The organism is Agromyces excoecariae, from assembly GCF_051715505.1.
Classification (GTDB): Bacteria; Actinomycetota; Actinomycetes; order Actinomycetales; family Microbacteriaceae; genus Agromyces.
The window spans coordinates 63378-82832 of sequence record NZ_JBPSLA010000009.1 but is presented as its reverse complement, the minus strand read 5'-3'; the positions used below and the strand labels follow the sequence as shown (position 1 = coordinate 82832).

Annotated in this window: 17 protein-coding genes and 1 pseudogene; 10 read left to right on the top strand and 8 right to left on the bottom strand. The window is 71.7% G+C overall.

The genetic code is table 11. The features are described from left to right. Positions 1-30: 30 nt before the first annotated feature. Positions 31-498, bottom strand: a complete 468-nt coding sequence (locus ACSJD1_RS09845) for an SRPBCC family protein (RefSeq protein ID WP_438855132.1) — start codon at positions 496-498, stop codon at positions 31-33. 208 nt (positions 499-706) lie between these two features. Between ACSJD1_RS09845 and ACSJD1_RS09840 the strand changes: the two genes are divergently transcribed. Continuing rightward, the gene (locus ACSJD1_RS09840) at positions 707-1441 is read left to right on the top strand and encodes a hemerythrin domain-containing protein (RefSeq protein WP_438855131.1); all 735 of its coding nucleotides are present in this window, start codon (positions 707-709) and stop codon (positions 1439-1441) included. 24 nt (positions 1442-1465) lie between these two features. On the opposite strand, the gene ACSJD1_RS09835 is transcribed toward ACSJD1_RS09840, so the two are convergent. Then, on the bottom strand, positions 1466-2326 hold the full coding sequence (locus ACSJD1_RS09835; RefSeq protein WP_438855130.1) for a UbiA family prenyltransferase: 861 nt from the start codon (positions 2324-2326) through the stop codon (positions 1466-1468). A 237-nt stretch (positions 2327-2563) separates the two neighbouring features. Here ACSJD1_RS09835 and ACSJD1_RS09830 point away from each other — a divergent pair, with 237 nt between their 5' ends. From ACSJD1_RS09830 to ACSJD1_RS09815, 4 genes and pseudogenes are all read left to right on the top strand, one after another. Then, complete coding sequence (locus ACSJD1_RS09830; protein ID WP_438855129.1) at positions 2564-3199, top strand: 50S ribosomal protein L25/general stress protein Ctc; 636 nt, start codon at positions 2564-2566, stop codon at positions 3197-3199. Positions 3200-3305: 106 nt separating this feature from the next. After that, entirely contained in the window at positions 3306-3935 is a 630-nt protein-coding gene (gene pth, locus ACSJD1_RS09825) for an aminoacyl-tRNA hydrolase (RefSeq protein WP_438855128.1), read from the top strand. 47 nt (positions 3936-3982) lie between these two features. Next, positions 3983-4453: a hypothetical protein gene (locus tag ACSJD1_RS09820; RefSeq protein ID WP_438855127.1), complete on the top strand. Its 471-nt coding sequence runs from the start codon at positions 3983-3985 to the stop codon at positions 4451-4453. Further along, positions 4453-4758: pseudogene (locus tag ACSJD1_RS09815) on the top strand (MerR family transcriptional regulator); the annotation flags it as partial. The gene ACSJD1_RS09820 and the pseudogene ACSJD1_RS09815, both read left to right, overlap by 1 nt. A 207-nt stretch (positions 4759-4965) precedes the next feature. Here ACSJD1_RS09815 and ACSJD1_RS09810 read toward each other — a convergent pair. Then, positions 4966-5466, bottom strand: coding sequence for a hypothetical protein (locus ACSJD1_RS09810; RefSeq protein ID WP_438855126.1), 501 nt, complete (start codon positions 5464-5466; stop codon positions 4966-4968). 17 nt (positions 5467-5483) lie between these two features. Next, positions 5484-6191 carry an RNase H family protein gene (locus ACSJD1_RS09805; protein WP_438855125.1) on the bottom strand — a complete coding sequence of 236 codons (708 nt, stop codon included), beginning with the start codon at positions 6189-6191 and terminating at the stop codon, positions 5484-5486. A 135-nt stretch (positions 6192-6326) separates the two neighbouring features. Here ACSJD1_RS09805 and mfd point away from each other — a divergent pair, with 135 nt between their 5' ends. Both mfd and ACSJD1_RS09795 read left to right on the top strand, forming a co-directional pair. Further along, positions 6327-10004, top strand: a complete 3678-nt coding sequence (mfd, locus tag ACSJD1_RS09800; RefSeq protein ID WP_438855124.1) for a transcription-repair coupling factor — start codon at positions 6327-6329, stop codon at positions 10002-10004. Positions 10005-10026: 22 nt separating this feature from the next. Then, on the top strand, positions 10027-10701 hold the full coding sequence (locus ACSJD1_RS09795) for a LysE family translocator (protein ID WP_438855123.1): 675 nt from the start codon (positions 10027-10029) through the stop codon (positions 10699-10701). 75 nt (positions 10702-10776) lie between these two features. Here ACSJD1_RS09795 and ACSJD1_RS09790 read toward each other — a convergent pair whose 3' ends face one another. Together ACSJD1_RS09790 and nhaB are read right to left on the bottom strand one after the other, a co-directional pair. After that, positions 10777-11976: a Na+/H+ antiporter NhaA gene (locus tag ACSJD1_RS09790; protein WP_438855122.1), complete on the bottom strand. Its 1200-nt coding sequence runs from the start codon at positions 11974-11976 to the stop codon at positions 10777-10779. A gap of 169 nt (positions 11977-12145) precedes the next feature. Further along, the gene (gene nhaB / locus ACSJD1_RS09785) at positions 12146-13678 is read right to left on the bottom strand and encodes a sodium/proton antiporter NhaB (RefSeq protein WP_438855121.1); all 1533 of its coding nucleotides are present in this window, start codon (positions 13676-13678) and stop codon (positions 12146-12148) included. A gap of 171 nt (positions 13679-13849) precedes the next feature. Here nhaB and ACSJD1_RS09780 point away from each other — a divergent pair, with 171 nt between their 5' ends. After that, positions 13850-14560 (top strand): MazG family protein, encoded by a 711-nt coding sequence (locus ACSJD1_RS09780; protein WP_438855120.1) that lies wholly within the window; start codon positions 13850-13852, stop codon positions 14558-14560. Between the two features lie 47 nt (positions 14561-14607). Here the strand turns inward: ACSJD1_RS09780 and ACSJD1_RS09775 are convergent, their stop codons facing one another. Further along, the gene (locus ACSJD1_RS09775) at positions 14608-15687 is read right to left on the bottom strand and encodes an ABC transporter permease (RefSeq protein ID WP_438855119.1); all 1080 of its coding nucleotides are present in this window, start codon (positions 15685-15687) and stop codon (positions 14608-14610) included. Beyond that, positions 15684-16607, bottom strand: a complete 924-nt coding sequence (locus tag ACSJD1_RS09770; RefSeq protein ID WP_438855118.1) for an ABC transporter ATP-binding protein — start codon at positions 16605-16607, stop codon at positions 15684-15686. The genes ACSJD1_RS09775 and ACSJD1_RS09770 overlap by 4 nt, the downstream gene beginning before the upstream one ends. A 179-nt stretch (positions 16608-16786) precedes the next feature. Between ACSJD1_RS09770 and hisS the strand changes: the two genes are divergently transcribed. Both hisS and eno read left to right on the top strand, forming a co-directional pair. Then, a complete protein-coding gene (gene hisS / locus ACSJD1_RS09765) occupies positions 16787-18049 on the top strand; it encodes a histidine--tRNA ligase (RefSeq protein WP_438855117.1) in 1263 nt (420 codons plus the stop codon). Between the two features lie 109 nt (positions 18050-18158). Beyond that, positions 18159-19439, top strand: coding sequence for a phosphopyruvate hydratase (gene eno / locus ACSJD1_RS09760; RefSeq protein ID WP_438855116.1), 1281 nt, complete (start codon positions 18159-18161; stop codon positions 19437-19439). Positions 19440-19455 lie beyond the last annotated feature (16 nt).

The window sequence follows — 19455 nt, the reverse complement described above, 5'->3', positions numbered from 1 at the left end:
GCCGCGAGCATAACGGCGGGCTCCGCGCGATCACCGCGACGCGACGCCGTGCCGCCGCTCCCACCGCTGCGCGGCACGGGCCCGCCGGGTGAGGAGGCGATCCAGTCGGCGGAAGTCGCCGGCGAGGATCCAGTGCGTCGCCCACCGCGGGAGCCAGCCCGCCTGCCAGCGCAGCGCGCCGCCGAGGTCGCCCCGGTAGTCCGCCCTGATCCGCGTCACCGAGCCGGAGGCCGTGCACGCGTACTCGACGCGCGCATTCCACGGGTCGGAGGAGAGCCAGACCACGCGCCGGTCCTCCTCGAGGAGCTCGAGCGTGTCGATGAAGTGCGCACGGAACGGTCCGATCCGATCCGTCGACATCCATCGCGTCCCGACCCGGATCGGACCGTCGTCGAGCTGCCGGCGGAACGCGACCGCCGGCGCGAACTCGTGCCACCGCATCGGGTCGGCGAGGTAGGGGAACACCGCCTCGACCGGATGGCGCACGGTCGCGTCCACGACGACGTGGCGCTCCCATCGGCGCGGTCTCGTCCTCGACCCCGGCCGACGTTCGACGCTCCGGCTCCCATCCGCGGGAGCGTGCTCCTCCACGGGCGCGAGTGTACCGAACGGCCCGGGAGGGCGGAATCGGCCCGGTGTAGAATCCGGTTGTTCGCCGCGGGCTGCGGCATGCACCCGTTCGTCCGTGGCGAGTACGGGGGTGGAGATGGCCGAGAAGCTGCCGTCATCCGGGGCACTCCCGGACGGCCAGGTCGCGGGGTGCGACACGTCGGGCATGATCCTCGTCCATCGCATCTTCAGATGGCTGTACCGCGAGCTCCCGCTGCTGGTCCGTGAGGTGCCGGTGGGCGACGTCGAGCGCGCCGCCGTGGTCGGGATCTACGCGAAGCTCGACTTCTTCGCCCTGCACCTGCACCACCGCACCGAGGACACCGTGCTGTGGGACCGGCTCGCCGCGCGCGACCCCGCCTGCGCGGTGCACGTCGAACTCATGCGAGCGCAGCACGCCGAGGTGGCATCGCAGCTCGCCCGGATCGAGCCCCAGCTCGACCCGTGGCTCGAGACCGCCGACGCCGGGCTCCGAGACGCGTTCGCCGGCGACATCGAGGTCCTCCGGGACACGCTCCTGGTGCACCTCGGCCAGGAGGAGGACGAGATCCTCCCGGTCGCGGGCGCGGTGATGTCGCAGCAGGAGTGGGACCAGCTCGAGGCGCACACGCGCGCGACGCTGCTGGCGCGCCGCAGGGAGTTCCCGAGGGACGTCCTCTCGCTGCAACTCGGCCTGCTGCTCGCGAGCGTCCCCGAGGCCGAGCGCGAGGAGTGGTACCACGCGAACGTCCCGGCTCCGATCCGCCTGCTCTACCTCCTCCTGATGAAGCGCAGGTACGACCGGGCGATGCTGGAACTCTACCCGGATCGACCCGTGCCGTCGATGTTCTGAGCGCCGCCGGCGCTCCCGATCGGGTCAGGCCCCGAGCACCCGGCCTGCGGCGAGCACCTGGCCGGCCCCGAGGACCTCGGCGGCCATGAGCAGCGCCGCCAGCATCACCAGGCGGAAGAGCATGCGCGACGGGGGTCGCAGGAACGCCGCGGTGAGCGTCGCCGTCGCGACCACCACGACCCCGGCGAAGCACACCCACGAGAACGTGGAGACGCGTGACGCGTCGCCCCCTGACGACCCGACGAGGGCGGCCACGGCGCCCACGAGGACGGCACCGACGGCGACGGACGTCGCCACCCTCGGACCCCAGCGGTGCGGAAGGCCCCGGACCCCGGTCGCGGCGTCCTGCTCGAGGTCGGGCAGCACGTTCGTCAGGTGCACCGCCGCGCCGAACGCGGCGCCGGCGACCCAGGCCCAGGGCGGCGCGAGGGCGGGCTGGGGTGCCGACAGCGTTGCGAGGCTCGGGAAGATCCCGAAGCTCACGAGGAACGGCACGATCGAGGCCGCCGTCGACTTGAGCCGCGCGTTGTACGCCCACGCCGACCCGAGGGCGAGCGCGTGGGCGGCGAGGGTCGCCCAGCTCAGCAGTGCCGAGAGCACCAGGGCGGATGCCAGGGCGGCGAGCGCCGCAGTCCACGCGACGCGGCGTCCGACCTCGCCGCGCGCGATCGGCTTGTCCGGTCTCGACGCGAGCCGATCGCGTGGGGCGTCGATCGCGTCGTTGGAGATCCCGACCGAGAGCTGGCCCGCGAACACCGCCAGCGCGAGCAGCACGATGCGGGCCGGATCGAGCTCGGCCGACCAGCCGAGCGCCAGCGCGAGCGCGGTGACGATCGTCGTCGGTCCGGGGTGCGACGACCGCCACAGGGCCCCCGGGGTGCTCACAGGCACGATGCTCTCACATCGCACCGTTTCGGCTGCGGCATCCGGTAGACTGGCCCATTGAACTTCGGCGAGGGATGCCGCCGGAGCCGGGCTCGTCCCGGTGCGGCATCCGTTATCGACGCGGTGGAACCAGACTCACGGCTGTTCCTCACGCTGGCTGCGCGCGCGGCCCCGGGCGTTCGAGTTGACACAACGGAAAACCCACTCTGGGCCGCGAGCCCGCAAGGAGCCATCACCATGGACGAAGACAACAAGGTCGTCGCCGAACTGCGCGAGTCGTTCGGCAAGGGCGCTGCCCGCAAGATCCGCGCCCTCGACAAGATCCCCGCCGTGCTCTACGGCCACGGCACCGACCCCAAGCACGTGACGCTGCCCGGCCACCAGACCGCGCTGCTCATCCGCAAGGCGAACGCCGTGCTCGACCTCCAGATCGAGGGCAAGAGCCAGCTCGCGCTCGTCAAGGACGTGCAGAAGGACCCGGTGCACCAGATCATCGAGCACATCGACCTCATCGTCGTCAAGCGCGGCGAGAAGGTCCAGGTCGAGGTTCCGGTGCACGTCGAGGGCGAGCCCGCGGCCGGCACCATCGCCGACCTCGACGCGGTCACGCTGTCGCTCGAGGTCGAGGCGACCCACATCCCCGAGAACGTCGTCGTGAGCGTCGAGGGCCTCGAGGAGGGCACCAAGCTGCTCGCGAGCGATGTCGAGCTGCCCAAGGGTGCCACGCTGGTCAGCGACCCCGAGATGCTCGTCATCAACGTGCACGTGCCGCAGAAGGTCGACCTGGGCGAGGAGCCCGAGGCCGCCGAGGGCGAGGAGGCCGCCGCGGCCGCTCCCGCCGAGGAGGCCGCCGAGGGCGAGTCGGCCGAGTAGTCGATCCCGCTTCGTCGCGAGGGTCCGCGGCGCCGCATCCGGGTACGCTCGGATCGCGGGGCCGCGGGCCCTCCGCCGTTCCCACCCACCCTGCCCGGAGGCATCCGTGAACCTCATCGACCGCCTCCTGCACCGCCGGAAGGACGAGGCCGTGTCCGACAACACCTGGCTCGTGGTCGGCCTCGGCAACCCCGGCGCGCAGTACGCCGGCAACCGGCACAACGTCGGCCAGATGGTCGCCGACGAACTCGCGTCGCGCATCGGCGCGACCTTCAAGAGCCACAAGACGCCATCGCGCGTCGCCGAGGGGTTCCTCGGCCCGGGCCGGCCGAAGCTCGTGCTCGCGAAGCCGAACAGCTACATGAACACCTCGGGAGGGCCGGTCTCGGCGCTGCTGAAGTTCTACTCGCTCGGCGTCGATCGCCTCATCGTCGTCCACGACGAGCTCGACATCCCGTTCGACACCGTGCGACTGAAGCGCGGCGGCGGCCACGGCGGCCACAACGGCCTGCGCGACATCCAGAAGGCTGCTGGATCGCCCGACTTCACCCGGGTTCGCGTCGGCGTCGGGCGTCCGCCGGGTCGCATGGATGCTGCGGACTACGTGCTGCGCGACTTCGCCGGGCCCGAGCGCGACGCGCTCCCGAACCTGCTCGCGGATGCCGCCGACGCGGTCGAGGCCGTCGTCGAGCACGGGCTCGTGGCGGCGCAGCAGCGGTTCCACTCGCCGGCGTAGCGCGTCGACTTGACCCTGCACCGCAGTGCAGGCTCGAGCATGACGTCATGACCACTGAGACCGTCCCCACTCGTCCGTCCCCCGAACGGCCCGCGCCGCCAGCGCCGGCGTCGCCGCGAGCCGAGCGCCGCGTTCCGCTCGGCCGGGCCGGGGCGATCTACGACCTCGTCGTGACCCTGGGCTTCGCGACCCCGTGGACTGCGGCCGCCGTGCTCGGATCCCTGCGCGCCGCGCACGTCGCGCTGGGGCTCCCCGGCAGCCCGCCGCCCGTCCTCGGACCGTTCGAGCTCATGCTCACGGCGATGATGGGCACGGCCGTCACCATGTGGGCGGTCGCGCGCATCCGGTACCCCTTCGCGTCGTTGATCGCGATCGACACCGTCGGCCGCGTAGCCTTCTCGACGTGGATGGTGACGGCGCTCCTGGGCGGGGCGAGCCCCGTGATCGTGGTGTTCCTGGTGCCGGAGGCGATCTGGGCGTTCCTGCAGGCGATCGGGGTCGTCAGGGCCGTTCGGTGATGCACACGTCGGAACTCGCCGCCGCCGCGGGCGTGCCCGTGAGCACCGTCCGGTTCTACGAACGTCGCGGCCTCATCGCCGAGCCGGAGCGCAGCCGTGCGGGGTACCGACGCTACGCGGCCTCGACGGCGGCGCGCATGAGATTCATCGGGCGCGCCAAGGCGCTCGGCTTCACCCTCACCGACATCGCCGGGTTCCTCGATCTCTCCGACCGCGGGATGCCGCCCGAGGTCGCCGGCCTCGTCGCGGCGCGGATCGACGACCTCGACGATCGCATCGCGGACCTCCAGCGCGTGCGCGCCGCGCTCGTCGACCTCTCCGAGCGGCCGCCCGAGCCCGGTCGATGCCGGTCATCGACGCGCTCGGCGCGCCCGAAGCCGGCGAGCCCGCGAGCGGACACCCGGCACTACCACCGTGAGCGCAGTTCGGAGGAGGCGTCGATGGAGATGATCGTCGCGGGCGTGATCGGCGCCGCGTCATCACCGTGCTCGTGCTGGTCGGGGCCGTCCGGCTCAGTCCGGGGCCGTGCACCGGCTCGTCGACCGGAGGATGATGCGCGGCGACCCGCTCTCGATGCTGGCCGTGATCTGGGTCACGAGGAGCCGTCGATCGACCAGCTTCGCCCGGAGCGGCTCGGTGCGGTACTCCGGTCCGCGATACTCCCAACCGTCCTCGGACGTGAACTCCCTGCCGAGCGCATTGACCCACGCCACTCGATCGAGGTCGGGATCGAGGTCGACCACCCGTCGAACGTTCACCTGTCGGCCGCCCTCGCCGGTGACGCACGCGACCTCCTCGCTCGTCTGCGTCGAGGCGAGCACGAGGTCCTCCGGGATGGTCCCTTCGATCTCGTCGAACACCTCGGTGAGTTCGCCCTCGGCAGCCGTCGTCGAGGCGGGCCTCGGGTCGGGCACGAGCCGCGTGGCGATCCACACGCCGAGCAGCAGCACTGCGACGGCCAGGGCCGAGATGAGGGTGAGTCCGGGGCGCTTCCGCCCGGAACGAGGGGTCATGGCGCGACGCTGTCCCATCAGATGAGGCCGCGGAGGAACTCCTCCGGGGTGAGCCCGGCCGCGCGAGCGCGCTCGACCAGGCGGGTGTGCTCCTCGGTGGTCAGTTCGAGCGAGAGCGTGCGCCAATCGGCCTCGGGCTCGTCGAAGTCGAAGAGGGCGGCGTCCTCGGACTCCCGATCGGCGATGACGGCCGCCGCGGGAACCGGGGGCTCCGTGGTCGTGGCGGGCGGCGCACCGGCCGCGTTCTGCGGCGCCGGCTCGCAGTCGCCCAGCCAGCCCGGCCCGACCGGGATGTCGCCGCCGCGGCGGTACGCCTCGGCGACGGCGCGGGCCCGCTCGTCGGCGGCCTCGTTCATCGGGTGGCCGACGTGGCCGCGGACCCACTCGAAGCGGTAGCGGCGCCCGGCGATCGCGGCGTCGAGCTGCTCGAGCAGCTCGCGGTTCAGCACGGGGGAGCCGTCGGCCTTGCGCCAGCCCTTGCGCTTCCAGCCGGCCATCCACTTCGTGACGGAGTTGATCACGTACTGGCTGTCGCACTGCACGAGCAGCTCGTCGTCGAGGTGGGCGGTCGCGCGGAACAGCTCGAGCACCGCGGTCAGCTCGCCCTGGTTGTTCGTCGCGCGGGGCCATCCGCCCGCCGCCCAGCAGTCGTCGGAGACGTACCAGGCCCAGCCCGCCGGGCCGGGGTTGCCGAGGGCGGAGCCGTCGGCGGCGGCGATGATCATGCGGTGGTCCTTCCTGAGGGAGTGGGCGGCGACCATGCTATCGGCGGCCGCCGACCGGCAGGCACCCGGCCGCCGTGCGGCGCCTCCGTCCGCACGTCCGGCGGCGGTGTCAGGGGGCGCGCGTAGACTGCTCCGGTGATCCTGCAGGGCTTGAACACGGCGCTTTCGCGCGCCTCCACGATCGATCGAGCCCTCGCGGAGGCCGAGCGGAACGCCGACTTCTCAGCGCCCGCAGGGCTCGACGCGCCGCTCCTCGCCGGCCTGCTCGGCCGACGCGCCGCGAACGGCCACCCGCCGGTGCTCTTCGTCGTCACGGCGACGAGCCGCGAGGGCGAGGCGTTGCGCAGTTCGCTCGCGCCGTACCTCGACGACGCCGAGATCCTCGAGTTCCCAGCCTGGGAGACGCTCCCGCACGAGCGGCTCAGCCCGAGCGCCGAAACGGTCGGCCGCCGCCTGCACGCGATCCGGCGGATCGCGGCGTGGAGCGGCGAGGGCACGAGGCATCCGCTGGTCGTTGTCGCATCGGTGCGCGCCGCACTGCAGCCCGTCGCCGACAACCTCGCCGACCTCGCCCCCCTCGAGCTCGTCGAGGGCGGTCGCGGGCACGACCTCTCCGACATCGCCGTGCGCCTGGTCGACCTCGCCTACGCGCGCGTCGACATGGTGTCGCGCCGGGGAGAGTTCGCCGTGCGCGGCGGCATCCTCGACGTGTTCCCGCCGACGGCCGACCACCCGGTCCGCGTCGACTTCTTCGGCGACGAGGTCGAGGAACTCCGGGCGTTCTCGGTCGCCGACCAGCGCTCGCTGCCCGATCGGGTCGAGCGGGTCCTCCTCGCGCCGAGCCGCGAGCTGCTCCTCACCGAACCCGTGCGCCAACGCGCTCGCGAGATGGTGCACGAGTTCCCCAACCTCTCGGGCATGCTCGAGCGCATCGCCGAGGGCATCCCCGTCGAGGGCATGGAATCGCTCGCACCGGCCCTGCTCGAGCGGCTCGTGCCGGTCACGTCCTACCTGCCCGAGGGCGCCGCGGTGGCGGTCGTCGGGCCCGAGCGCGTCGCGGGTCGCGCGGTCAGCCTCGGCGAGACGAACCGCGAGTTCCTCGCGGCAGCGTGGGACGCCGCGACGGCGGGCGCCGCAGCCCCGATCGACCTCGCCGCCGGCGACTTCCTGACCCTCCGCGCGCTGCGCGAATCGGTGCTGTTCAGCGCGCCGGGGGCAGCCGACCCCGACCGCGTGTGGTGGACCTTCTCGAGCTTCGACCAGGGCGACGCGGCCGAGGCCGTCGGCGAGACGGCAGGCGGGGCGGATGCCTCCTACGTCCGCGTCGCAGCCACCACCGTGCCGAGCTTCCAGGGCAACGTCGAGGGCGCGGTCGCGCACGTCGGCGAACGGCTCCGCGACGGCTGGAGCCTCGTCGTCGCGGCCGCCGGGCACGGCCTCGTCGAGCGCGCGCGCGACGTGCTCGCCGAGCACGGGCTCGCCGGCCGCATCGTCGACTCCGTGCCCGACGAGCTCGAACCCGGCGTCGCGTTCCTCGTGCAGGCACAGGCCGCGGCCGGGTTCGAAGTGCCCGAGGCCAAGGTCGGGCTCATCGCCGAGGCCGAGTTCTACGGTCGTTCGGCCGGATACGACACGCGTCAGGTCAAGAAGCTCGCGAGCCGCCGTCGCAACGTCGTCGACCCGCTCCAGCTCAAGGCCGGCGACTACGTCGTGCACTCCACGCACGGCATCGGGCGCTTCGTCGAGCTCGTGCAGCGCGAGGTGGCGGCCGGCTCCCGGCCGACCGGACCGAGCCGAACCGCCGGCATCCAGCAGGCGCCGAAGACGGTGCGCGAGTACGTCGTGCTCGAGTACGCGCCGTCGAAGCGCGGCCAGGCCGGCGACCGCCTCTACGTGCCGATGGACCAGCTCGACCTGCTCAGCCGCTACGTCGGCGGCGAGGCGCCGAGCCTGTCGAAGATGGGCGGCAGCGACTGGTCGCAGGCGAAGTCGCGCGCACGCAAGGCCGTCCGCGACATCGCCGTGGAGCTCGTGAAGCTGTACTCGGCGCGGATGGCGGCCAAGGGCCACGCGTTCGGTCAGGACACGCCCTGGCAGCACGAACTCGAGGAGGCGTTCCCCTTCGCCGAGACGCCCGACCAGCTGCAGACGATCGACGAGGTGAAGGCCGACATGGAGCGGCCGATCCCGATGGACCGGCTGCTCGCGGGCGATGTCGGCTTCGGCAAGACCGAGGTCGCCGTGCGTGCGGCGTTCAAGGCGATCCAGGACGGCAAGCAGGTGGCGATGCTCGTGCCCACCACCCTCCTGGTCCGGCAGCACGTCGAGACGTTCTCGGAGCGCTTCGCCGGGTTCCCGGTCCACGTGCGCGCGCTCAGCCGGTTCCAGACCGACAAGGAGGTGCGCGAGACCATCGCCGGCCTCGCCGACGGCACGGTCGACATGGTGATCGGCACGCACCGGATCCTGACCGAGGACATCGCGTTCAAGGACCTGGGCCTGCTGATCATCGACGAGGAGCAGCGCTTCGGCGTCGAGCACAAGGACGCGCTGAAGAGGCTCAAGACGAACGTCGACATCCTCGCCATGAGCGCCACGCCGATCCCGCGCACGCTCGAGATGGCCGTCACCGGGATCCGCGAGATGTCGACCCTGGCCACGCCACCGGAGGACCGCCACCCGATCCTCACGTTCGTCGGGCCCTACACCGACCAACAGGTCGCCGCCGCCATCCGCCGCGAGATGCTCCGCGAGGGCCAGGTGTTCTTCGTGCACAACCGGGTCTCCTCGATCAACCGCGTCGCGGCGCAGCTCGCCGAACTCGTGCCCGAAGCCCGCATCGCGGTCGCGCACGGCCAGCTCAACGAGCACGTGCTCGAGCAGATCGTCGTCGACTTCTGGGAGCGCAAGTTCGACGTGCTCGTCTCGACGACCATCATCGAGACCGGCCTCGACATCTCCAACGCGAACACGATCATCATCGACCGTGCCGACAAGTACGGCCTCTCGCAGTTGCACCAGCTCCGGGGCCGCGTGGGCCGTGGTCGGGAGCGCGCCTACGCCTACTTCCTGTACGACCCGGCCAAGCCGCTCTCCGAGACCGCGCACGACCGGCTGTCGACGATCGCGGCGAACAACGAGCTCGGCAGCGGCATGCAGGTCGCGCTGAAGGACCTCGAGATCCGCGGCGCCGGCAACCTGCTCGGCGCCGAGCAGGCCGGGCACATCGCGGGCGTCGGCTTCGACCTCTACCTGCGCATGATCGGCGAGGCCGTGAACGCGTTCCGCGGCGAGGTCGCCGAGGGCCAGACCGAGCTGCGGCTCGAGCTGCCGGTCGATGCGCACATCCCCGAAGACTACGTCGACAGCGAGCGACTGCGGCTCGAGGCCTACCAGAAGCTCTCGGCCGCAAGCGGGCCGGCCGCCAAGGACGGCCAGATCGACCTCGTCGTCGAGGAACTCGTCGACCGGTACGGCGACCTGCCCGAGTCGGTCGAGCACCTCGTCGCGGTCTCGCGCCTGCGCCGAACCGCGCAGCTCGCCGGGCTCTCCGACGTCATCGCAACGGGGTCGAAGCTGCGCATCGCGCCCGCGAAGCTCCCCGACTCGCGTCGCGTGAGGCTCGAGCGCATGTACCCGGGCGCGAAGCTGTTCCCGCAGAACGACGTGATCCTGGTGCCGTTCCCGACGCCTGGCGGCGAGGCACCGGGAGACGCCGACCTCATCGAGTGGGTGTCGAACCTGATCGGCGTGATCTTCCCGACCGAGCAGCCGGTCGCACCGGCCGAAGGCACGCCGGCGACCGCCGGCTGACGCGTGACCGAGGGCCGTCGCGGTGCCGTTCTCGCTCTGGATCACGCTGCTCGCCGCGTGCTTCGCGATCAGCTTCACCCCCGGTGCCGGGGCGATCAACACGATGGGAAACGCGCTGAGCCACGGCTTCCGCCGCTCCATCTGGGGCATCCTCGGCCAGCAGGCCGCGCTGGTCGTGCACATCGCGATCGTCGCGCTCGGCGTGGGGGTGCTGGTGGCGAACTCGCCCGTGACCTTCGAGGTCATCCGCTACGCCGGAGCCGCGTACCTCGTCTACCTCGGGGTGCGGCAGATCCTGCGCAAGCCCGTCGACCCCGGTGAGGACGACGAGCCCGACGAGCCCGACGTCGATTCCGTCGACGGTCCGAACGCCGCGACATCGCCGCCTCCGGCCGAGTCGCGCTGGTCGATGTTCCGGAGGGGGATGTGGGTGAACCTGCTCAATCCCAAGGCGATCGTGTTCTTCCTCGCGTTCCTGCCGCAGTTCATCCGACCCGACTTGCCGCTGCCGCCCCAGTACGCGATCGTCGCCGCCACGGTGGTCGCGGTGGACGTCATCGTGATGTGGGGCTTCTTCGCGATCGCCGCGCACGGCATGCGGCGGTTCACCCGGTCGCGGAGGGGACAGCGGACGATCGACGTGACGTTCGGAGTGCTCTTCATCGCGATCGGAGGTCTGCTCGCGTTCGTGCACTGAGCGCGCGACCGCGACCCGCCCGGCCGGGGTTCCACGCTCGGCAACGTCTGGAGCGAACCTCCGACGCCGCCCGGATCAGTGTGCGAACGCACCGCCCGTGCCGGGCTGTGCGCCGGCGGCACGGTACTGGCGCGAGCGCACCGACACGAGGATCGCGGAGACGACCATCGAGATGCCGGAGCCGAGGAGGACGGCCAGGGTGCCGAGGTCGATGACCTCCGGCTTCCCCACGAACGCCAGTTCGTTCATGAGCAGGGACACCGTGAAGCCGATGCCGCCGAGCGCGCCGACCGTCGCCAGGTCGCCGATCGTGAGCGGAACGCCCGACCGTCTACGTGCGACGAGCAGCCCCAGGCCACCCGCGACGATGATGCCCACGATCTTGCCGACCGGCAGCCCCACGAGGATGCCCCAGAACGCGGGGTCGAACTCGCGCGGGTGCACGTAGGGGATGACGACCATCGCCGCCGAGAAGGCGAACAGCGGCAACACGACGCCGTTCGAGACCGGTTCGAGGTCGTGCGCCGCACGACCGGCGGGGCGCCTGGCCATGACCAGGCCGAGCACGACGCCCGCGATGGTCGCGTGCACGCCCGACTGGTAGACGAAGTACCACGTGAGCACGGCGAGCACCCAGAGGGCGACCATCACGGGCCACTGCGGACGACGCTTGAGGATCCACTCGGCGCGCGGCTTCAGCAGCCGGCTCACCGCACCGAAGAGCGCGGCGGCGATCGCGGCGAATCCGAGCGACGCCAGGTCTGCATCGGCGGTGAAGAAGAACGCGATGAGGAGGATCGCGATGAGGTCGTCGATGACGGCCAGCGCCAGCAGGAAGACGCGCACGCGCGTCGGGATCCAGCGTCCGAACACCGCGAGGACGCCGAGGGCGAAGGCGATGTCGGTTGCGGTCGGGATCGGCCAGCCCTCGGTGGTGTCGGTGCCGACGGTGAACGCCAGGTAGATGAGCGCCGGCACGATGACGCCGCCGATGGCCGCGATCGTGGGCAGCAGCGCCTTCGAGAACGAGTTCAGTTCGCCGATCACGAGCTCGCGCTTCAGCTCGACCGCCACGACGAAGAAGAAGATCGCGAGCAGGCCGTCGCTGATCCAGTGGTCGGTCGACAGGTCGAGGCCGATCCACGGCATGTCGATGTGCACGTCCATCAGCGCGATCACGGATGGACCGAACGGCAGGTTCGCGATGACGAGTCCGAGCACGGCGGCGGTGAGCAGCAGCACGGAGGCGAGGCGTTCGGAACGGAGGAGGTTCATGTGGCTCCAGGTCGGACGGCGCCGGGGGAGTCGTCGGCGCTCCTCCGGGTTCGTGACGGACGGCGTCGTGGTCGTCGAGCGCGCGGCGTTCCGCCGGCCGCTCGCACTCCAGCCTATCCGACCCGCCGTTCCGGCCCGGAGCGGACCGGACGGGCGGGAGGGGCGGGGCTCAGAGCAGGTAGGTGATCGCGAGCAGCGCCGTCGTGGTCAGGGTGATCGTGTACGGCAGGGCCATCCACAGCATCCGCACGTACCCGAGCCGGATGAGCGGCGCGAGCGCCGACGTCAGCAGGAACAGGAACGCCGCCTGCCCGTTCGGCGTGGCGATGCTCGGCACGTTCGTGCCCGCGTTGACCGTCACCGCGAGCGCCTCGTACTGGGCGCGCGTGATCACGCCGGCGTCGAAGGCGCTCGCGACCTCGGTGATGTAGACCGTGGCGACGAACACGTTGTCGCTGATCGCCGAGAGCGCGCCGGTCAGCAGGAACAGGAAGGTCAGCTGCTGCTGACCCTGCTGCGCGAGGTCGAACTCGATGAGGGGCGTGAAGAGCCCCTGGTCGTTGATCATCGCGACGATCGCGAAGAACGTGACGAGCAGTGCCGCGAACGGCAGCGCGTCCTGGAAGGCCCGCCCGAGCCGGTGCTCGCTGATGACGCCGTTGAAGGCCGTGACGAGCACGATCACCATGAGCCCGATGAGGCCGACCTCGGCGAGGTGGAACGCGAGCGCGGCGACCAGCAGCAGCGCCGTGACGCCCTGAACCACCAGGCGGGCGCGGCGACGCGGGTCGTGCCGCGCGGACTCGCGGCGGTCCCAGCGCTCCATGACCTCGCGGACGGATGCCGGCAGCTCGGCGCCGTACCCGAACCAGCGCGTGCGCTCGAGGAGGAGCGTCGTGCCGAGGCCGACGACGAAGACGGGGAGCGAGATGGGCAGCATGTGGACGAAGAAGTCCATGAAGCCCCAGCCGAGCAGCTCGCCGATGACGAGGTTCTGCGGTTCGCCGACGAGGGTGGCGAGCCCGCCGAGGGCGGTGCCGACGGCGGCGTGCATCATCAGGTTCTGCAGGAAGAGCCGGAACCGCTCGAGGTCACCGCGGTGCGGGTCGTTGACGAGCTCGTCGTCCTCGTGGTCGTGGTCGTCGTCGAAGCCGCGATCGGACGCGAACCGGTGGTACACGGAGTACAGGCCGGTCGCCACCGCGATGACGACCGCGATCACGGTGAGCGCGTCGAGGAAGGCCGAGAGCACGGCGGCGGCGACGACGAACGTGAGCGAGAGCAGCACCTTCGAGCGCACGGCGACGAGCAGCTTGGTGAAGACGACGAGGAGCAGCTCGCGGATGAAGTAGATGCCCGCGACCATGAAGATCAACAGCAGGATGACCGCGAAGTTCTGCGTCGTCTCGTGGTACACGCTCTCGGCGCTCGTCATGCCGATGACGACCGCCTCGATCGCCAGGAGCCCGCCGGGCTGGAGCGGATAGCAGGTCAGCGCCATCGCCAGCGTGAAGATGAACTCGGCGACGAAGAGCCATCCGGTCACGAACGGCCCGAACGCGAGGAGCACGAGCGGGTTGGCGATGAGGAATGCGACGATGGTCGCCTTGTACCAGCGCGGCGCGTCGCCGAGGAAGTTGCGTGCGGCTGCGCCGGCGAACTGCCGGACCGTCACGGGAGTCCGGCCCGTCTGGGCGTCCATGGGTCCCCTGTCTGGCGACGAGGTCGCCGGGTTTCACGTGCGACCGCGCAGTGGGCGCGGATCGGCCGACCAGACTTCCCGGCACTCCGTGGACGATCCTATCGGCGCCTAGCATGGCAGCGTGGCCCGCGGCACCGTCGCGCGTCACGGAGCACGGACTGGGGAGGACGCATGGGCGAGGCTCGAGCGGGCGGCGGCATGAGGGCGGATGCCGCGGAGCGGGCGCCGATCGTGCCCGGCGGCACCGCGACCGGACTGGCGGAGCTCGTCGAGACCGTCGCCCTCCTGCGCGCGCCCGGCGGGTGCCCCTGGGACGCCGACCAGACCCACGAGTCGCTCGTGCAGTACCTCGTGGAGGAGTGCTGGGAGTTGATCGACGCGATCGAGTCGGGCAGTCGCGAGGAGATGATCGAGGAGCTCGGCGACGTGCTCTACCAGGTGCTCTTCCACGCCGACCTCGCCGCGCACACGCCGGGCGAGGACTTCGACATCGACGACGTCGCCCGCCACATGACCGCGAAGATGGTGGCGCGTCATCCGCACGTCTTCGGCGACCGCGAGGCCGAGACCGCGGCCGACGTCGTCGCCTTCTGGGACGACCTGAAGGCCAGCGAGAAGCCGCACCGCACGAGCGTGCTCGACGGCGTCCCGCAGGGCATGCCCGCGCTCGCGCTCGCGCAGAAGCTGCTCGGCAAGGCCGAGAAGGTCGGCGTGACCAGGGCGGCGACGGATGCCTCGTCCGCGCCGTCCACCGAGGCCGAGCTCGGCGACACCCTCATGGCCCTGGTCGCCTCCGCACGAGCACAGGGGCTCGACGCCGAGCGCGCGCTTCGCGGCGCGATCCGGGCGGTGCAGGAGGACGTTCGGGCCGCCGAGGCCTGAATCGAATCGGGACCCCGCACGCACGTCCGGCCGTGCGGGGCGGCGGATCAGGCGATGCGGCTGCCCCGCGGGATTCGATGCGCCGGCGTCGCCGTGCGCCGTATCGCCCATGCGAGTGCGGCGGCCGCCAGCAGGAGGTGGATGGCGAGGCCGACGAACCACGACGGCACCGAGCGCTCGTAGACGGCCTCCGCCGTCTCCGTGTCGTCGTCGATGACCGCGCCGCTGGGGGTCCAGTTCGCGCACTCGTCGAACTCGACCTCGAGCTCGGGAGCGTGCTGGGCCTGGCGCACGCCGACCGCGATCCACGTGAACAGGTCGGTCGGCGTGCCGTGCGAGTCGAAGCCGGCCGGCGCGGAATCCGCCACGACGACGTACGGGTTCGCGGCGAGGAAGCCCCACACGTGGTCGAACCGCGGCACGTCGTAGCTCCACGTCTGCGGCGGGAGGCAGGGCGGTTCCTCCCCGGGCGGCACGCCGTCGCGCTCGACCGCCGTCCAGTCGACGTAGTGGTTCGTGCTGCGCACCTCGGACTGCACCGACGCGCCGCCGAGGCCGAACGCGATGAGCGTGCCGATCGAGAGCGCGGCGACGAGGAGGTAGGTCACCGCGACCGAGAAGAGCGGGCGGTTCAACAGGCCGGAGAGCCCGACGCCGATCGCGGCGACCACCCCGAGCTCGAGCGCCGTGACGAGCGTCGAGACGAGGATCGTCGGGGCCGGCACCTCGCCGAGCGCGACCGCGAAGATGAGGAAGGGCAGGGCCGCCGCGAGGAACGCGAGCGCCGTGATCCACGCCGCGATCCACTTGCCGAGCACGATCTGGGTCGTCGTGACGAGCGTCACCTGTGTCGTGGCGAGCGTGCCCGCGTCGCGCTCGCCGTTGATCGCGTTCGCGCTGAGCGCGGGGGAGACGAGCGTGCCGAGCAGCAGCACGAAGAAGACGATCGACGAGAAGACCCCGCCGCCGCCGTCGAGGAACGCGTTCGTCGCCAGCACCAGCAGCACGGTGACGCCGGCGACGAGCACCACGAACACGCCGAGGAGCACGTACCAGGCGACGGTGCGCACACGCTGGCGCAGGTCGAGCGTCACGACGAGCCAGAGGCCCTGCAGGAAGCCGGTCATGCGTCCTCCTCCCCGTTGCGGCTGAGATCGAGGAACACGTGCTCGAGGTCGCCGACCGCGGGGGCGAACGACGAGACCGGCACCCCGGACCCGATGAGGTGGGCGATGAGCTGCGCGGCGTCGGCCTCCGACGCGAGCGGGACGACGGCGCCCAGGTTGTCGATGCGGGCCACCTCGCCCCACCCGGCCGCGTCGAGCGCCGTCCGGAGTCGTTCGAGGTCGAGCGATCGCAGCCGCCAGTCGCGCGCGGTGCCTGCCGCGCGGGCGATCTCGTCGGCGGCCGCCGTCACGCCGCGGGAGAGGTAGACGGCCTGGTCGGCCATCTCCTCGAGCTCGGCCAGGACGTGGCTCGAGACGAGCACCGTCCGGCCCTCGGATGCGAGACGGCGGACGAGCGCCCTGAGCCCGGCCCGCGCGACCGGATCGAGGCCCGAGGCGGGCTCGTCGAGCAGCAGGACCTCCGGGTCGTGGACCAGGGCGCGGGCGAGGCTCAGTCGCTGCTTCTGCCCGCGCGAGAGCACTCGGGTGGGGCGATCCGCGAGCTCGTCGAGGTCGACGAGCTCGATGAGTTCGTCGGCACGCGACCTCGCGGTGGCCGTCGAGCGACCGTACATGCGGGCACTGATCACGAGCGCCTCCCGCACCGTGAGCGAGGCCCATGAGCCGAGCAGGTCGGGCATCCAGCCCATGCGGGCCCGGACCTCGGCCGGATCGGCCGCCGGGTCGAAGCCCGCGATGCGGATCGTGCCCGCGTCGGGCCGGAGCAGCGAGGCGAGCATGAGCAGCAGCGTGGTCTTGCCCGCGCCGTTCGGCCCGATGAGTCCCGCCACGTGGCCGGGCTCGACCGTGAATGTCGGGTTCCGAACGGCGCGCACGTCGCCGAACGCGCGAGAAACCCCGGAAACCTCGATGCCCGCCATCCGACCTCCCTCGGGTCGGCGCGGCGCCGACGAGACGCGAGCCTAGCGAGGCCGCGACCGGGTGTGGCCGCGGATCGCCAGCATGTGGAGAACTCCGTCCGGAACGGTGGAGCCGGCGGGCGACCGAGCGTTCCGCGCCGCGTTCGGGCGGGGCATCCGCTGCTGGAAGAATGGAGCGCATGGCCCAGACCGTGACGCCCCCGCGCGGCATGCGCGACTTCCTGCCCGCCGAGAAGGCCCGCCGCGAGCACGCGCTCTCGGTGATCCGCGGGGTGTACGCGACCCATGGGTTCGACGAGATCGAGACCCCCGTCATGGAGGACTCGGCCCGGCTGCACGCCGGCCTCGGCGGCGACAACGAGAAACTCGCGTTCGCCGTCATGAAGCGAGGCATCACCGCAGACGACCTGGCGGCGGCCGCCGCATCCGGCGACGCCCTCTCGCTCGCCGACCTCGGCCTGCGCTACGACCTCACCGTGCCGCTCGCCCGGTTCTACGCGACGCACCGCGCCGCGCTGCCGCCGGTCTTCCGCGCCATCCAGATCGCGCCCGTGTGGCGCGCCGAGCGCCCGCAGAAGGGCCGGTACCGGCAGTTCGTGCAGTGCGACATCGACATCATCGGCGAGGCCGGGCCGCTCGCCGAGCTCGAGCTGCTGACCGCGACCGTCGGCGCGCTCGACGCGCTCGGGCTCGAGGGCTGCCGCATCCGCCTGAACGACCGGCGCATCCTCGCCGGCATCCTGGGCTCGTGGGGCGTGCCCGACGAGCTCCGCGAGCGAGCGCTCATCACGATCGACAAGCTCGACAAGATCGGGCCCGACGGCGTCGCGGCCGAGCTCGCGACGCTGGGCGTCGAAAGGGCGGACGTCGCGGACGAGCTGCGCCAGCTCGCGACCGCAGACTGGCACCTCGCCGACGGCGTCGTGCCGCCGCCCGCCTGGCTCGACCTCGACGCCTACCGGGAGCTCATGGCGCTCCGCGCCGCCGTGCCGGGCACCCCCGTCGACTTCGACCCGACGCTCGTGCGCGGCATGGGCTACTACACCGGCACGATCTTCGAGATCGCGCACCCCGACCACGGCTACTCGCTCGGCGGCGGCGGACGCTACGACCACATGATCGGCCGCTTCCTCGGGCACGAGGTGCCCGCGTGCGGGTTCTCGATCGGCTTCGAGCGCATCGTCGACCTGCTCGCCGTACGCGACGAGGGCCGTCCGCGCTCGGTCGTGCTCGTGCACGACGCCGACCTCGAGCCGGCCTCGCTGCTCGCGCTCAAGCACGAGCTCGTGGCATCCGGCATGCGCGTGCGGTTCGAGCGGCGCGTGAAGAACCTCCGGGGGCTGCTCGAGCGCGTGACCGCGGACGGCTTCGACGCCTGGGCGCCCGTCGACGCCGAGACGACGGATGCCGCGTCGCTCGCCTTCCGCGACCTCGGCGAGTAGCGCCGGCTGCGCCGACATACGCGAGCGGCCCTCGGAACCGGGGTCCTAGACTGTCGTGCGGGCAACGACGGAGTCGTCCTCGCACATCCCCATCACAGAGGAGTTCACTGTGGCATTCATCGAAGCTGTCGGCGCACGGGAGATCCTGGATTCGCGCGGCAACCCCACGGTCGAGGTCGAGGTCCTCCTCGACGACGGGACCGTCTCGCGGGCCGCGGTGCCCTCGGGGGCGTCGACCGGCGCGTTCGAGGCGTACGAGCTGCGCGACGGCGAGGCCGACCGCTACCTCGGCAAGGGCGTGCAGAAGGCCGTCGACGCCGTGCTCGACGAGCTCGGCCCGGCCATCGAAGACCTCGACGCCGCCGACCAGCGCGTCGTCGACGCCGCCCTCATCGAGGCCGACGGCACCGACAACAAGAGCCGTCTCGGCGCCAACGCGATCCTCGGCGTCAGCCTCGCGGTCGCGAAGGCCGCGGCCGACTCGGCCGACCTGCCGCTCTTCCGCTACCTCGGCGGCCCGAACGCGCACGTGCTCCCCGTTCCGATGATGAACATCATCAACGGCGGCGCGCACGCCGACACCGGCGTCGACATCCAGGAGTTCATGGTCCTCCCGGTGGGCGCGCCCACCTACTCCGAGGGCCTCCGCTGGGGCGTCGAGACGTACCACGCGCTGAAGAGCCTGCTGAAGTCGAAGGGCCTCTCGACGGGCCTCGGCGACGAGGGCGGCTTCGCCCCCGACCTCGAGAACAACCGCGCGGCGCTCGACCTCATCGCCGAGGCGATCGGCACGGCCGGCTTCACGCTCGGCACCGACATCGCGCTCGGCCTCGACGTCGCGTCGACCGAGTTCTTCGAGAACGGCGTCTACCGCTTCGAGGGACAGGATCGCACCGCAGCCGAGATGAGCGCGTACTACGCCGAGCTCGCCGCCGCGTACCCGCTCGTCTCCATCGAGGACCCGCTGGCCGAGGACGACTGGGAGGGCTGGGCGACGCTCACCTCCGAGCTCGGTTCGAAGCTGCAGCTCGTCGGCGACGACCTGTTCGTCACCAACCCGGCGCGCCTCGCCGACGGCATCGCGAAGCACGCCGGCAACTCGATCCTCGTGAAGGTGAACCAGATCGGCACGCTCACCGAGACGCTCGACGCGGTCAAGCTCGCGCAGCGCGCCGGCTACACCGCCGTGCTCTCGCACCGTTCGGGCGAGACCGAGGACACGACGATCGCCGACCTCGCCGTCGCGACCGACTGCGGTCAGATCAAGACGGGCGCGCCCGCCAGGTCCGAGCGAGTGGCCAAGTACAATCAGCTTCTGAGGATCGAAGAAGAGCTCGGCGAGGCCGCGGAGTACGCGGGCCGCTCGGCATTCCCGCGCTTCACGGCGTGACGCGTACCTGAGACGC

Bases quoted from the DNA above. Each gene is read 5' to 3' on its own strand.
- nhaB (WP_438855121.1), bottom strand. From the start codon at position 13,678: ATGGACGCCCAGACGGGCCGGACTCCCGTGACGGTCCGGCAGTTCGCC.
- hisS (WP_438855117.1), top strand. From the start codon at position 16,787: ATGGCCCAGACCGTGACGCCCCCGCGCGGCATGCGCGACTTCCTGCCC.
- ACSJD1_RS09810 (WP_438855126.1), bottom strand. From the start codon at position 5,466: ATGACCCCTCGTTCCGGGCGGAAGCGCCCCGGACTCACCCTCATCTCG.
- ACSJD1_RS09830 (WP_438855129.1), top strand. From the start codon at position 2,564: ATGGACGAAGACAACAAGGTCGTCGCCGAACTGCGCGAGTCGTTCGGC.
- ACSJD1_RS09805 (WP_438855125.1), bottom strand. From the start codon at position 6,191: ATGATCATCGCCGCCGCCGACGGCTCCGCCCTCGGCAACCCCGGCCCG.
- ACSJD1_RS09840 (WP_438855131.1), top strand. From the start codon at position 707: ATGGCCGAGAAGCTGCCGTCATCCGGGGCACTCCCGGACGGCCAGGTC.
- ACSJD1_RS09770 (WP_438855118.1), bottom strand. From the start codon at position 16,607: ATGGCGGGCATCGAGGTTTCCGGGGTTTCTCGCGCGTTCGGCGACGTG.
- ACSJD1_RS09820 (WP_438855127.1), top strand. From the start codon at position 3,983: ATGACCACTGAGACCGTCCCCACTCGTCCGTCCCCCGAACGGCCCGCG.
- ACSJD1_RS09780 (WP_438855120.1), top strand. From the start codon at position 13,850: ATGGGCGAGGCTCGAGCGGGCGGCGGCATGAGGGCGGATGCCGCGGAG.
- ACSJD1_RS09775 (WP_438855119.1), bottom strand. From the start codon at position 15,687: ATGACCGGCTTCCTGCAGGGCCTCTGGCTCGTCGTGACGCTCGACCTG.
- ACSJD1_RS09790 (WP_438855122.1), bottom strand. From the start codon at position 11,976: ATGAACCTCCTCCGTTCCGAACGCCTCGCCTCCGTGCTGCTGCTCACC.